This is a genomic window from Thalassospira sp. (assembly GCF_002709775.1).
Classification (GTDB): domain Bacteria; phylum Pseudomonadota; class Alphaproteobacteria; order Rhodospirillales; family Thalassospiraceae; genus Thalassospira.
In genome coordinates this window covers 1-12968 of record NZ_PAQR01000007.1, presented here as the reverse complement: position 1 = coordinate 12968, position 12968 = coordinate 1, and the positions used below count along the sequence as shown (strand labels likewise).

11 protein-coding genes are annotated in these 12968 nt (G+C 55.0%); 6 read left to right on the top strand and 5 right to left on the bottom strand.

Annotation, left to right across the window (positions count from 1 at the left end; translation table 11 throughout):
* Window positions 1–148: 148 nt before the first annotated feature.
* The gene (locus CMO10_RS03200) at window positions 149–739 is read left to right on the top strand and encodes a 2-hydroxychromene-2-carboxylate isomerase (RefSeq protein ID WP_297018840.1); all 591 of its coding nucleotides are present in this window, start codon (window positions 149–151) and stop codon (window positions 737–739) included.
* Window positions 740–851: 112 nt separating this feature from the next.
* Here the strand turns inward: CMO10_RS03200 and CMO10_RS03195 are convergent, their stop codons facing one another.
* Window positions 852–1085 (bottom strand): hypothetical protein, encoded by a 234-nt coding sequence (locus CMO10_RS03195; RefSeq protein WP_297018839.1) that lies wholly within the window; start codon window positions 1083–1085, stop codon window positions 852–854.
* A gap of 541 nt (window positions 1086–1626) precedes the next feature.
* On the opposite strand from CMO10_RS03195, the gene CMO10_RS03190 reads away from it, so the two are divergent.
* Window positions 1627–2676: a Glu/Leu/Phe/Val dehydrogenase dimerization domain-containing protein gene (locus CMO10_RS03190; protein WP_297018838.1), complete on the top strand. Its 1050-nt coding sequence runs from the start codon at window positions 1627–1629 to the stop codon at window positions 2674–2676.
* 91 nt (window positions 2677–2767) lie between these two features.
* Here CMO10_RS03190 and CMO10_RS03185 read toward each other — a convergent pair whose 3' ends face one another.
* The 3 genes from CMO10_RS03185 to putA form a co-directional block, all read right to left on the bottom strand.
* On the bottom strand, window positions 2768–3001 hold the full coding sequence (locus CMO10_RS03185) for a (2Fe-2S)-binding protein (protein ID WP_044827462.1): 234 nt from the start codon (window positions 2999–3001) through the stop codon (window positions 2768–2770).
* Between the two features lie 164 nt (window positions 3002–3165).
* Window positions 3166–3795 carry a BON domain-containing protein gene (locus tag CMO10_RS03180; protein ID WP_297018837.1) on the bottom strand — a complete coding sequence of 210 codons (630 nt, stop codon included), beginning with the start codon at window positions 3793–3795 and terminating at the stop codon, window positions 3166–3168.
* Between the two features lie 249 nt (window positions 3796–4044).
* Window positions 4045–7848, bottom strand: a complete 3804-nt coding sequence (putA, locus tag CMO10_RS03175) for a bifunctional proline dehydrogenase/L-glutamate gamma-semialdehyde dehydrogenase PutA (RefSeq protein ID WP_297018836.1) — start codon at window positions 7846–7848, stop codon at window positions 4045–4047.
* A gap of 205 nt (window positions 7849–8053) precedes the next feature.
* Here putA and CMO10_RS03170 point away from each other — a divergent pair, with 205 nt between their 5' ends.
* Entirely contained in the window at window positions 8054–8527 is a 474-nt protein-coding gene (locus CMO10_RS03170; protein WP_008890579.1) for an Lrp/AsnC ligand binding domain-containing protein, read from the top strand.
* Between the two features lie 120 nt (window positions 8528–8647).
* The gene (locus CMO10_RS03165) at window positions 8648–9280 is read left to right on the top strand and encodes a 2-hydroxychromene-2-carboxylate isomerase (RefSeq protein WP_297018835.1); all 633 of its coding nucleotides are present in this window, start codon (window positions 8648–8650) and stop codon (window positions 9278–9280) included.
* 11 nt (window positions 9281–9291) lie between these two features.
* Here the strand turns inward: CMO10_RS03165 and CMO10_RS03160 are convergent, their stop codons facing one another.
* Window positions 9292–10287 carry a hypothetical protein gene (locus CMO10_RS03160; protein WP_297018834.1) on the bottom strand — a complete coding sequence of 332 codons (996 nt, stop codon included), beginning with the start codon at window positions 10285–10287 and terminating at the stop codon, window positions 9292–9294.
* Between the two features lie 202 nt (window positions 10288–10489).
* Between CMO10_RS03160 and CMO10_RS03155 the strand changes: the two genes are divergently transcribed.
* A complete protein-coding gene (locus CMO10_RS03155; RefSeq protein WP_297018833.1) occupies window positions 10490–12100 on the top strand; it encodes a carboxyl transferase domain-containing protein in 1611 nt (536 codons plus the stop codon).
* A gap of 7 nt (window positions 12101–12107) precedes the next feature.
* Window positions 12108–12920: an enoyl-CoA hydratase/isomerase family protein gene (locus CMO10_RS03150; RefSeq protein ID WP_297018832.1), complete on the top strand. Its 813-nt coding sequence runs from the start codon at window positions 12108–12110 to the stop codon at window positions 12918–12920.
* Window positions 12921–12968: the final 48 nt, after the last annotated feature.

Here is a 12968-nt window from a genome sequence, read left to right as displayed (position 1 = left end):
CCAGTCCCACCTGTTCGCCAAGACCATCACAAACATATGAACGGATTTCGCCTGTCTCGTCATGACAGGTGTTTGACGAAGCATGTCTGCTTGGGCAGTGTAACGTCATTGAAAAACAACATCTGCCCAGCAGACACAGGAGGCCGACATGTCCGAGCCGATCATCCATTATTTCTTCGTACAATCCCCGTGGTCCTTTTTCGGGTTTCGCCGCGCTGTCGACATCGCCAAAAAGCATGGTGTCAGCATCATTCACAAACCCTGCCGGGCCGCCGATGTCTGGGAACATGGTGGTGGCGTGCCTTTGGCGAAACGCCCGCAACCGCGTCAGGAATACCGCCTTGTCGAACTGAAACGCTGGTCGGAGCATCTTGGCATTCCGATCAATCTGCACCCGACGCATTTCCCGGTGGATGAAACGCTAGCAGCACGCACCATCATTGCGGTTCAGGAAGACGGCAAGGATGTCAGCGACCTGACAGAAACCCTGATGGGCGATATCTGGCTGCGTGAACGCGATATTTCATTGCCCGCGACCGTGCGCGATGCGCTGGTCTCAAGCGGCCTTTCGACAGAATATCTGGAAAATGCGGATCTTCCGGCAGTTGCCAAGATCTATGACGACAACTGTCAGTCGGCGCGCGAGCGCAATATCTTTGGCGTTCCCACCTATTTCGTCGGCAACGAAATGTTCTGGGGTCAGGATCGCCTGGATTTTGTCGACCGCGCCCTGCCCTGAGCATTGCCGTTCATAACTTCATCCAGAAACACATCGGGCGGGGATTACCCCGCCCGATGTGTTTTCGTCCATGCATACCCCATGGATCATATCTCTGCCCGCTTAGCGTAAATCAGCCAAGGCGTTTGACGTGATCGACAACGAAACCGTCTTCGGACGGATAGCTGTTTTCGATCATGGCAAGGGCCTTGGATTCGTCGCTTGCCGCAACTTCATGAGTTTGAACATCAGCCCAACGGTCATCAAAGAGATCGTGGGATCGGTTCTCTTTGACACACTCGCGCACAGCCTGATTGTGCAGTTCAACCTCGAATACGGTTTGGCGATGGTCTGTGAATGCAGACATTTCCGCCGCTCTCCTTACTTTTTGTTCGCTGGCGCCGCCCAGACGCCAACCTGTCCTGAACCGGGAATCTCAACCACAAGATACCCAACCGTGAGTCTACGTTTCGCTCCTTAACGAGCCGTAAATTATCCGGTTGATTCATATTTCCTGATTAATTGCTCCGGTTTCAAGTGCGAATTTGGCATGGCCGCATGATCAATTCCCTGATTCAGGACAAATCACCGGATGTGCACCGCAACATAAACTGACCGATCCAAAAGTCCTGAAATGCGTACCGCCGGAGAATCCCTGAAAAGGTGAATTTGGCGTTCAGCTCGACAACCACGGCATTTTGCACCGCACATCTCGCGCAATAAAATTACAAAGCAGTTCCAACAGACTCAGAATAATTCCACACCACAGCAGCGCCTCAACCGAAACGGTCTTTTTTCCGACTTCCGGGAATTAGAAATTGATCAAAAGCCCGATGCATCAAACATAAAGGGATAAGCAGGAAACAGCCTGCACCAGAACAATGATGCTGCCAGGAGGCTGCAAGAGGATGAACGTCTTTTCCGATATCGCCTTTGACGACCATGAACAGGTCGTCTTTGCCAGCGACAAATCCACCGGTCTGAAAACTATCATCGCCGTCCATAACACCAACCTTGGCCCGTCGCTTGGCGGTTGTCGTATGTGGCCCTATGCCAGCGAACAGGAAGCCATCCACGATGTTTTGCGCCTGTCGCGCGGCATGACCTATAAGTCAGCCCTTGCCAATCTGCCGCTTGGCGGCGGCAAGTCCGTCATCATCGGTGATCCCCGCAGTCAGAAGACACCGGAATTCTTCCGCGCCATGGGCCGCGCTGTCGAACAGCTTGGCGGGCGCTATATCGTGGCCGAGGATGTCGGCACCAGCCCCGAAGACATGGGCCATATCGCAAGCCAGACCAAGCATGTCGGCGGCATCAATGATGGCAAGGACCCGGCACGCACCGGTGACCCGTCCCCCTTTACCGCCTATGGCGTTTTCATCGGACTTAAGGAAGCGGTCAAATTCAAACATGGCAGTGACGACCTGAATGGCATGCGCGTCGCGGTTCAGGGGCTTGGCCATGTTGGCTATCACCTTTGCCGGATGCTTCATGCTGCTGGCGCCAAGCTGATTGTTGCCGACCTTAATGCCGCCAGCATGAAGACCGCCGCCATGGAATTTGGCGCAACCGCAGTTCCGGTTGATAAGATCCTGTCGGTTGAGGCCGATATCCTTGCCCCTTGCGCCTTGGGCGGGGTGATCAACGACAAATCGATTGATGAGCTCAAGGTCGGCGTAATTGCCGGTGCAGCCAATAACCAGCTTGAACATGATCGCCACGGCGAGATGTTGCGCGAAGCCGGGATCCTGTATGCCCCGGATTACGTCATCAATGCTGGCGGTGTGGTCGAAGTCTATTACTGCCGCGAAGGCAAAACCGTGGCCGAAACCAACATGCATATCGAAGGCATTGGCGAAACCGTGCGCGAAATTTTCAAACGCGCCAAGGACCAGAACCTGTCGACCGGCTTTGTCGCCGACCGTTTGGCCGAGGAACGCTTTGGCCTGAAGAAATAACGGCCCTGCTCAAACCGCATCAGGCACAAACAACAAAGGCGAGGCCATATGGCTTCGCCTTTTTCGTTTCGCTGAAATGTCGGGGAGCACCTTATTCGGCGGCAATCGGTTCGATATTTGCCGTCACGGCTGCTGCATCATCACAATCGCAATTGCCGCAGGTCTTTGCCTGAAGCAGCTCAGCGCGCATATGGCAGGCGCATTTACCACATTGCGGCGCGCAGCCATGGAAACGGAACACGTCCGCCGGACGTGTTGCCCCGCCCTGCTCGGCGGCATGGCGAACGTCTTTTTCCTTGAGCGCATTACAAATGCAGACATACATGGTGCGATTGCAATCAGTTATTAATTACGTGAAATCACCTCTAAATTAAATGCGAATGGTTTTCAAACACTTTTGCAACAAATCCGGACAAAAAAATTCCCCGCAAAGACGAACGCCTGCGGGGAATTTCCAAAAAACTGTTTTATCACAAGGTGATCGGCGGATCAGGCCGTTGCAATGTGGCTGACGACCTTGGTCACACCTTTGATCCGGCGCACGATGGAAAGCACCTTATCAAGCTCTGCACTGCTTTGCGCTTCGCCCATGATGTAGACGACGTTCTGCACTGACTGCCAACGATAGTTGACAGAGCTCACACCTTTTTCGGCCAATAACAATGCCTTGATCTGACTTTCGATCCAGACATCGGATACCGACTGGGTGGCCGAATCCGTCGGGACGGCATTCTTGCCGTATTCGTCTTCGGCCGCATGGTAGGCATCAATCGTTTCCTGATCGGCAATCACCAGATGGTCATGGACGGTTTTGATCCGGTTGTCCTGTTTGACCAGCGACATGACGTCATAATACTTGCCCTTGGAATCCACCATGCCGGTGACCATGACATTCTGTTCCCAGATATCGATATTCACATCCATCAGATAGGTGTGATCTACCTTGGAGAACTCGCCAAGGATACCGGACTTGATCTGGGTATCGAGCCACTGGTCATTGCCTGTGCGGTCTTCCAACGGCATCTGCAACGGCCCACAAGCCGCAAGCGGCACCGCCAACAGCGCACATACCGATACCGTTTTCAGGACACGGCCAAAACCGCGGGTCACCTTGATCATTCCTGTTCTCCTTGTTCATGCCTGCCCGACATGGGTCAATCTTCTTGCGTCAGTTCCAACGCCGCAGGACGTGAACTGTTCCGGCCAATAGCTATTGCAGCCAATTTTGACGAAAAAAAGCCCGACCTTATGTAAGCCGGACGCATCCTACATCAGAGATCATGAATAAAAGATAGAAAAATGGACCGGAAATTCCTTTCCGGTCCATTTGCCGAAGTCACGATTACAAGGCCGACAGCTCGGCTTTGATCAATCCTCTTCCATCGACATCAGGGATGCATTGCCCCCGGCCGCCGTGGTGTTGATCGTGATCGTCTTTTCGGTGGCAAAGCGATGCAGGAAGGCCTCATCCGGCAATGCACCATCATCCTCGGCCCCGCTATCGGAAATCAGCGACAGGATCGCGCCATCACGTTTCGCCAGCAGCTGCTTGAACGAGGTCACCCGATCAAGGGTGGCCACACAGGATACCCCGGCGATATCGCCATCATACATGGCACCAAGACCGGTATTAGTCCCGACAGACTTCACAAGCTTCGCCGGAAGGCCCGCCTGCTGGGCCAGTGCGGGAATATCAGCCAGCCATTTCTGATCACCAGCCAGGATCACCGCATTGCCCGCGGCCAAGGCCGCCCCCAAATGACGGATCACCTTTGCCGGTTCGACGTCCTTGTCTGCCTGGATCAGGTAAACCCCACGCCCCTGACAATAAAGGTCGTTGGTTTCACCGGTCGGCCCGGGCATCCGGGTCGGCGCGACAAAGCCATTTTCCGAAAGGGCGGCAAAATTCGCGACATGATCCGCACCTGCCATCAATGCATCATTCCCCGATGCATCCATCTTCGACGACAGCTTTTCAAGAATGGTCACGCGGGCGTTGCCGTCGGTCGCCTGCCATTCTTCCTGAGCCGAGAGCATCGCGGCATATTCGTTTGTCGCAATGACGTCCTTGACGATGATCGGCGCGCGGTCGTCGGACGCCGTATCATTTGAGATGGTCTGGGCATGCGCAATCGGCTTGGCAAAGCGTTCGACATAGTGCGGACCACCGGCCTTTGGACCGGTGCCCGATTTACCCTGCCCGCCGAACGGCTGGACACCAACCACCGCACCGATCTGGTTACGGTTTACGTAACAGTTGCCAACGCGCAGCTTCTGGGAAATCTCGCGCACGGTGGTATCGATACGTGAATGGATACCAAGCGTCAGGCCGTAACCCGATGCATTGATCTGATCAAGGATCTTGGGCAGGTCGCGCGCCTTGAAGCGCACCACATGCACGACCGGGCCGAACACTTCGCGTTCCAGAACTTCAATCGACGGAATTTCGAAGCAATGCGGGGCAAAGAAATTGCCACCTTCGCATTCCGGAAGTGTGTCACAAGCATGCAGAAGCTTGGCTTCCTTTTTCATGCGCTCGGCATGGGCTTCAAGCACCTTGCGCGATTTCTCGTCAATCACCGGACCGACGTCGATATCAAGGAACTTCGGATCACCAACCCGCAGTTCCTTCATCGCGCCGACCAGCATCTCACAAAGCTTGTCGGCAATGTCTTCCTGAACAAACAGCACACGAAGGGCGGAGCAACGCTGACCAGCCGACTGGAAGCCGGAAATGATCGCGTCCTGTACCACCTGTTCCGGGAGTGCGGTCGAATCCACAATCATCGCGTTCTGACCACCGGTTTCGGCGATCAGCGGCAACGGCACGCCCGGGCGCTTTGCCAGCGCTTGGTTGATCACCTGTGCGGTTTCGGTCGATCCGGTAAAGGCCACACCGGCAATACGCGGATCATTGATCAGCTGATTACCGATCACACGGCCCGGCCCCGGAACCAGCTGGAATGCCGATCCCGGCACACCGGATTCAAGGATCAGTTCTGCTGCACGGGCGGCAACCAGTGAAGTCTGCTCTGCCGGTTTGGCAATGACAGCATTTCCTGCTGCGAGTGCTGCTGTCACCTGACCAAGGAAGATCGCCAGCGGGAAGTTCCACGGGCTGATGCAAACGATCACGCCACGACCTTCAAGCGGGCTGCCTTCGCGGAAGGTTTCTTCTGCCCGGTTGGCGTAATAGCGGCAGAAATCGACGGCCTCACGCACTTCGGCAACACCATCAAGATACAGCTTGCCCGCTTCGCGCTGACAAAGGGCGATGAACTCGTCCATGTTTTCTTCAAGCAGATCACCCAGACAACGAAGCGCCTTTGCGCGATCACTCGCCGGTGTCTTGTTCCAGGTTTCATACCCCTTCACGGCCGCGACCACGGCGGCCTCAACATCGGCCTCGGTCGCCTGAACAAGGTCACCGACCTTTTCATTCAGTTTCGCCGGGTTGATGACATCAACCGGGGTGCCCGATACCAGCTTGCCATCAATTAGCGGCGCCGCGTTCCAGGTCTTGTCCTTGATCTCGGCCAACTTGGCACTAAGCGGCAAAAGCTTTTCGGTATCGGTCAGGTCAATCCCGCGAGAGTTCACACGCGTTGCGCCATAAAGGTCAATCGGCGCCGGGATTTTCGGATGGCCCTTGCGCGGAAGGGCTGCCATCTTTTCGATCGGATCAGCGATCATTTCCTCGATCGGCAGCTGTTCGTCCTGAATACGGTTCACAAAGCTGGTGTTCGCCCCGTTTTCGAGCAGACGACGCACCAGATAGGCCAGAAGGTCTTCATGGGTCCCGACCGGCGCGTAAACGCGGCACGGTACGTTTTCACCGTTCTTATCGACGATCTGCTCATACAGTGCTTCGCCCATGCCATGCAGGCGCTGGAATTCAAAGGTGCGGTCATTGCCCGCCATCTCAAGGATCGACGCAACCGTATGGGCGTTATGGCTTGCGAACTGGCAATAGAACGCATCGCGACGCGACAGCATCAATTTGGCACAGGCCAGATAGGACACATCGGTCGATGCCTTGCGGGTAAAGACCGGATAACCGTCAAAGCCGTTTTCCTGACTGAATTTGACTTCGGTATCCCAGTACGCGCCCTTCACAAGGCGGACCATCATCTTGCGGCCGACCTTGGTCGACAGATCGGCCAGCCACTCCAGAACGTGATAGGCACGCTTCTGATAGGCCTGAACCGCCAGACCATAACCTTCCCAGCCATCAAGATCCGGATCGGCAAAGACAGTGCCGATGACATCAAGCGACAGGTCGAGACGGTTGGCTTCCTCGGCATCGACGGTGAAGCCGATATCGTATTTCTTCGCCAGCAGCGCCAGTTCCTTAAGGCGCGGGGTCAGTTCGCTCATCACCCGTTCGTAGTTGGCAAAGTCATAACGCGGATGGATCGCCGACAGCTTGACGGAAATACCCGGGCTATCGATCGGGCCACGGCCATTGGCAACACGGCCAATATCGTGAATGGCGGTTTCGTATGCCTTATAATAGCGATCCGCATCCTTCATCGTGCGGGCAGCTTCGCCCAGCATGTCATAGGAATAGCGATAGCCTTTTTCCTCGTTCGCCTTGGCGCGCTCGGATGCTTCGTCAATGGTGCGGCCCATCACGAACTGACGGCCCATAATGCGCATCGCGTGGTTAAATGCCTTGCGAATAACCGGCTCGCCCGAACGACCGATCATGCGTTTGATCAGGCGGCTGGGATCAGCCTTTTCGGCCTTGCCAAACTTGATCACCCGCCCGGTCAGCATCAGTCCCCAGGTCGATGCGTTGACAAAGAAGCTGTCGGAATGGCCCAGATGGCTTTGCCAATCGGCATCAAACAGCTTGTCCTGAATAAGCTTATCGGCGGTGACCGCATCGGGCACACGCAGCAATGCCTCGGCCAGACACATCAGAATGACGCCTTCCTTGCTGGAAAGCTCGTATTCGTGCAGCAGGGCATCAATGCCGCTTTTGCCGTTATCGGCACTGCGCACGCGGGCAACCAGCTGATAGGCGCGGCCCTGAACACGCGCGGTCTGTTCCGGGGAAAGACGCGCGGTTTCGATCAGGCGTTCAACGACGGCCTCTTCGTCAGCGCGATAGGAATCGCGGATCGTCTGGCGGATTTTGTTCGGTTGGGGCAAGTCGGTACGGAACATGTTTTAAAGCCTCTCCCTGATGTTGGACTTTTGCCGACCCCGAAGAACGCACGTTTTTCCAAGCGCTTCGGAGCCTTTTGCACCTCTATGGCGACAGACAATATTATTTCACCCGAAAAATGTGCTGCCATTTTTGGCGAAATTACGATATATCATCCACGGATTTTATATTCTTGTAGTCACAAACACTGGCTGGATATTTAAAATGCAGAAGAACCACAAAAGCCTGGACAAGATCGACAAACAGATCCTCCGCGAGCTGCAAAATGACGGTCGCATGTCCAATGTTGAACTATCGCGCCGGGTCAATCTAAGCCCGACCCCGTGCCTTGAACGCGTGCGCCGCCTTGAACAAAACGGCTTTATTACCGGCTATATGGCGACACTCGATCCGCGAAAGCTCAACCAGTCGCTGGTGGTCTTCGTTGAAATCACCCTTGATCGTACCACACCTGATGTTTTTGACGTCTTTGCCGCCGCAATCAAAAAGCTGCCAGAGATCGAAGAATGCCACATGGTCGCTGGCGGCTTTGACTATCTTGCCAAGCTAAGGGTTGAGGACATGTACGCCTATCGCGAGTTCCTCGAACGTCTGTCTTCGGTTCAGGGTGTCGGTCAGACTCATACATATGTCGTGATGGAAGAAGTAAAAGTCCGGCCGGGCATCGTTATTCCGTGATTTCACTTTTTTGTTGATTCGCAACAACTTAATACATCAAGATCACGCCCACCAAAGCAGACAGAAGATCTGTAGGGCAAAGTTGTTGTTCAAACAAAAACGGAAAACGGGTGCAGGAACATGTCTGAAGTCAGCTTCTATTTCGATTTCTCGTCACCTTACGGCTACCTTGCTGCCGAGCGGATGGAAGAATTCGAAAAGCGCCTTGGCGTTACGGTGGTCTGGCGCCCCTTCATGATTGGCGCGGCCTTCAAACAAACTGGGCAAAGCCCCCTTCTCGATCAGCCGATCCGCGGCCCCTATTTTCGACATGACATGGAACGCTGCGCACGGCTGCAAAACGTTCCGTTCCAGATCCCGACTAACTTTCCCTATGCCGCACTGGTGCCAACCCGGGCCTATTATTGGCTTGAATCGCGTTCGCCGATGCTGGCACGCAAGTTTGCCATGGATATCTATCGCGGCTATTTCGGCGACGGGCTTGATATGGCCAATCCGGAAAATGTCTTTGCCGCCGCGACCCGCCATTCCATCAATGCCAGCGAAATGCGCGCCGCCGTCGAATCCCAGAAATGGAAAGACCATGTCCGTGCCATCACCGAAGATGCCATTGCCATGGGCGCCTTCGGATCACCATTCTTCTTTTATGAAGACGAACCCTTCTTCGGAAATGACCGCATTGACCAGCTCGCCCAGTGGATTTCACTGCGCAAAGGGGCTGCCGGCAGCTTGATCGACGACCCCGCCGACTAACCAGCCCCACTCTAATCCAGTAAATGCTCTTGCGCGTTTTTGACTGACATCCAGACTTCGGCATTGCGATCAAGGGCCTGCTGCACATCCGCACGGGTCAACATTTCATCTAGCAACGCGACCGCCTGCCTGCCCCAGTCATTCTTGGTGCAGGCCACGTGATAGTTGGTTTTTGTCGATGCCTCGCGAAATGGGTGGGTAATGACCTTTGGCATTTTTGCATTCCGAGGCTTGAGCTTCTCATTCAAAAGCAGCCAGGTAATCGCCCAGGGTGGTGCCAGTGAAAAGTCCACCCGTTCCATTTCAATCATCGACAGGATCGGCTCGATGAAATTCGGCGTTGGATGGCGGATCACGACAGGCTCCCCCTCATAGCTCTGGATGATCTCATCAATCCCGTCGCCATAAGATATGCCCGCCCCGACCCCGACAACAAAACCATCCGCAAGGAGCTGCCTGAGCGAGACATTTTCATCAATTTTGTCACGCAGCTTTTTGTTGCTGACAGCATAAACCAGATGACTGGTATCAAGCACAGCAGTCGGATGATCGGTGAAATAGACGAACTCTTCACGTTCCGCGGTTTTGATCAGTCCAGGCACGCAATAGTTGCCCGATTTTATCAGGCTGAACAGGCGGGCCATGTTTGCATGTCCCTCAACCATACCCGGACCGGCTTCATGCCCCAAAAGGGCTTTCACGATACCGCCATGCAACCCTTTGCCGGCAAATGGACCACTCGAAATACCAATCGGCGGAACATCGGCCTTGAGCCAATGAATATCGCTTACGGCTTCCTGCGCTTGCACCGGTGCTGTGGCGAGAGGGCCGGCAAGCACCGACAAAAACATAAGCCAGATCAAAGCCGTATAAGATTTTTCTTTTTTACACCAACCAAACTCGAGCACGAACCATCTCCATGTGTCTCTACACATGAGTGTATTCTGCGAAGGCGTCCTCTGTAAACAAAACCGACTAGGTGCGCCGCAGCAAAAGGCAACCTTCATTGCATTGAAATTCCTGCATTATGCCGACCAACGAAAGGCCCACCAAACGGTTCATAATCTGCGCATTTGCAGCATATATATAATTTCGGTACTAAAATACCGATTTAATATTGACGTTTACGTAAACTTCACCCATAACAACAGCCATAAACACCCTGCACGCGGGCCCGGTTGCCCACAACAAAAACGGTGAAAACGGACGATGACGGTACTGAAATCTGCGGTGAACGCCCGTTCAGAAGAATTCCGCAACAATGCCGACCATATGGGAAAACTGGTCGCCGATCTTCGTGATCAGATTGCGACGGTCAAACTGGGCGGCGGCGAACGCGCCCGCGATCGCCATACGGGTCGCGGGAAGCTCCTGCCACGTGAACGCATCCGCCAGCTTCTTGATATTGGCTCACCGTTTCTAGAACTTTCCCAGCTTGCCGCCCATGGCATGTATGGCGACGAAGACGTCCCGGCAGCAGGCATCATTACCGGCATTGGCCGGGTATCGGGCGTTGAATGCGTGATTGTCGCCAATGATGCGACGGTCAAGGGTGGATCCTACTACCCGATGACCGTAAAGAAGCATCTGCGCGCACAGGAAATCGCGCTGGAAAACAACCTGCCCTGCATCTATCTGGTCGATAGTGGCGGTGCCAACCTGCCACGTCAGGATGATGTATTCCCGGATCGCGACCATTTCGGGCGCATCTTCTTTAACCAGGCAACCATGTCCTCGAAAGGCATCCCGCAAATCGCGGTTGTCATGGGGTCTTGCACGGCCGGCGGCGCCTATGTCCCGGCAATGTCTGATGAAAGCATCATCGTCCGCAAACAGGGCACGATCTTCCTCGGCGGCCCGCCGCTGGTGAAGGCCGCGACCGGTGAAGTCGTCTCGGCCGAGGACCTTGGCGGGGCGGATGTTCACTGCAAAACATCCGGTGTCACCGACCATTATGCGCAGGATGACAGTCATGCATTGTCGATTGCGCGTGACGTGGTCAAGAACCTGAACTGGACGAAGAACCCCGGCCTGACGGTGAGCGAGCCGCGTGCACCGGCCTACGACCCGCGCGAGATTTATGGCGTGGTACCGACCGACACCAAAAAGCCCTATGACGTTCGCGAAATCATTGCCCGCATCGTTGACGGCTCCGAATTTGATGAGTTCAAGGCCCAGTATGGCACGACCCTTGTCACCGGCTTTGCCCGCATCTTTGGCTATCCGGTCGGCATCGTTGCCAATAACGGCATTCTGTTTTCCGAAAGCGCGCTTAAGGGTGCGCATTTCATCGAGCTTTGCGCCCAGCGCGGTATTCCGCTGGTGTTCCTGCAAAACATCACCGGCTTCATGATTGGCCGCAAATATGAAAGCGGCGGCATCGCCAAGGATGGCGCGAAGCTTGTGACTGCTGTTGCCACCGCCAATGTCCCGAAATTCACCGTTCTGATCGGTGGCTCGTTCGGCGCGGGGAACTATGGCATGTGTGGCCGCGCCTACAGCCCGCGCTTCTTGTGGATGTGGCCAAATGCCCGCATCTCGGTCATGGGCGGCGAACAGGCCGCCAACGTACTGACGCAAATCCGTGCTGATGCCATGGAAAAACGTGGTGAAAGCTGGCCGGAAACCGAACAGGAAGCATTCAAGGGCCCGATCCGCGATCAATATGAAGAACAGGGTCATCCTTATTATGCGTCTGCGCGCCTTTGGGATGACGGCGTGATTGATCCGGCCGATACCCGCATGGTTCTGGGTCTTGGCCTGTCGGCAGCACTCAACAAACCGGTCGAGGAAACCCGGTTTGGCGTATTCAGAATGTGAGGCCGTCATGAGCAATGTAAACACCGATAACATTCCTGGTGCCGCCCTGTGTGAGATCGCGGACAATGGCGTTGCGACCATCACGCTCAACCGCCCGGAAATTCACAATGCGTTTGATGATGTCCTGATTGCCGATCTGACGGCCAAGATCGAGGCGCTTGATGCAGATCCTGCGGTCCGCGTGATCATCCTGACGGGTGCGGGCAAAAGCTTTTCAGCCGGTGCTGATCTTAACTGGATGAAGCGTATGGCGGGCTATAGCCATGCCGAAAACCTTGCCGATTCCCGTGCGCTTGCCAAACTGATGAAGGTTTTGAACTTCGCATCAAAGCCAACCATCGCCCTGGTCAATGGTGCGGCTTTTGGTGGCGGGGTTGGTCTGGCGGCATGTTGTGACATCGTGATTGCATCGGATCGTGCCAGTTTCTGCCTGTCGGAAGTCAAACTCGGCCTGATCCCGGCAGTGATTTCACCCTATGTGGTTGAGGCCATCGGCGTTAATCAGGCACGGCGTTATTTCCTGACCGCTGAGCGCTTTGACGCCCAAACCGCCCAGCAAATCGGGCTGGTGCATGAAATCACCACAACCGATGAACTGGCGGCCCGCGGACAGGACATGGCGACCCTTCTGCTGGCCAATGGTCCGGATGCGATGCATGCTGCCAAGAACCTGATTTACGCGGTTGCCAACAAGCCGATTTCGGATGCCGTGATTGACGACACAGCACAACGTATTGCCGATCAACGGGCAAGCGACGAGGGCCGCGAAGGTGTCGGTGCCTTTCTGGAAAAACGTCCCGCGAACTGGAGCAAGAAATAACATGCCGCGCAAACTTCTGATCGCCAACCGCGGTGAGATCGCCTGCCG

Coding starts and splice junctions, on each gene's coding strand:
- CMO10_RS03165 (WP_297018835.1), top strand. CDS start 8,648: ATGTCTGAAGTCAGCTTCTATTTCGATTTCTCGTCACCTTACGGCTAC.
- putA (WP_297018836.1), bottom strand. CDS start 7,848: ATGTTCCGTACCGACTTGCCCCAACCGAACAAAATCCGCCAGACGATC.
- CMO10_RS03160 (WP_297018834.1), bottom strand. CDS start 10,287: ATGAAGGTTGCCTTTTGCTGCGGCGCACCTAGTCGGTTTTGTTTACAG.
- CMO10_RS03195 (WP_297018839.1), bottom strand. CDS start 1,085: ATGTCTGCATTCACAGACCATCGCCAAACCGTATTCGAGGTTGAACTG.
- CMO10_RS03190 (WP_297018838.1), top strand. CDS start 1,627: ATGAACGTCTTTTCCGATATCGCCTTTGACGACCATGAACAGGTCGTC.
- CMO10_RS03185 (WP_044827462.1), bottom strand. CDS start 3,001: ATGTATGTCTGCATTTGTAATGCGCTCAAGGAAAAAGACGTTCGCCAT.
- CMO10_RS03150 (WP_297018832.1), top strand. CDS start 12,108: ATGAGCAATGTAAACACCGATAACATTCCTGGTGCCGCCCTGTGTGAG.
- CMO10_RS03155 (WP_297018833.1), top strand. CDS start 10,490: ATGACGGTACTGAAATCTGCGGTGAACGCCCGTTCAGAAGAATTCCGC.
- CMO10_RS03180 (WP_297018837.1), bottom strand. CDS start 3,795: ATGATCAAGGTGACCCGCGGTTTTGGCCGTGTCCTGAAAACGGTATCG.
- CMO10_RS03200 (WP_297018840.1), top strand. CDS start 149: ATGTCCGAGCCGATCATCCATTATTTCTTCGTACAATCCCCGTGGTCC.
- CMO10_RS03170 (WP_008890579.1), top strand. CDS start 8,054: ATGCAGAAGAACCACAAAAGCCTGGACAAGATCGACAAACAGATCCTC.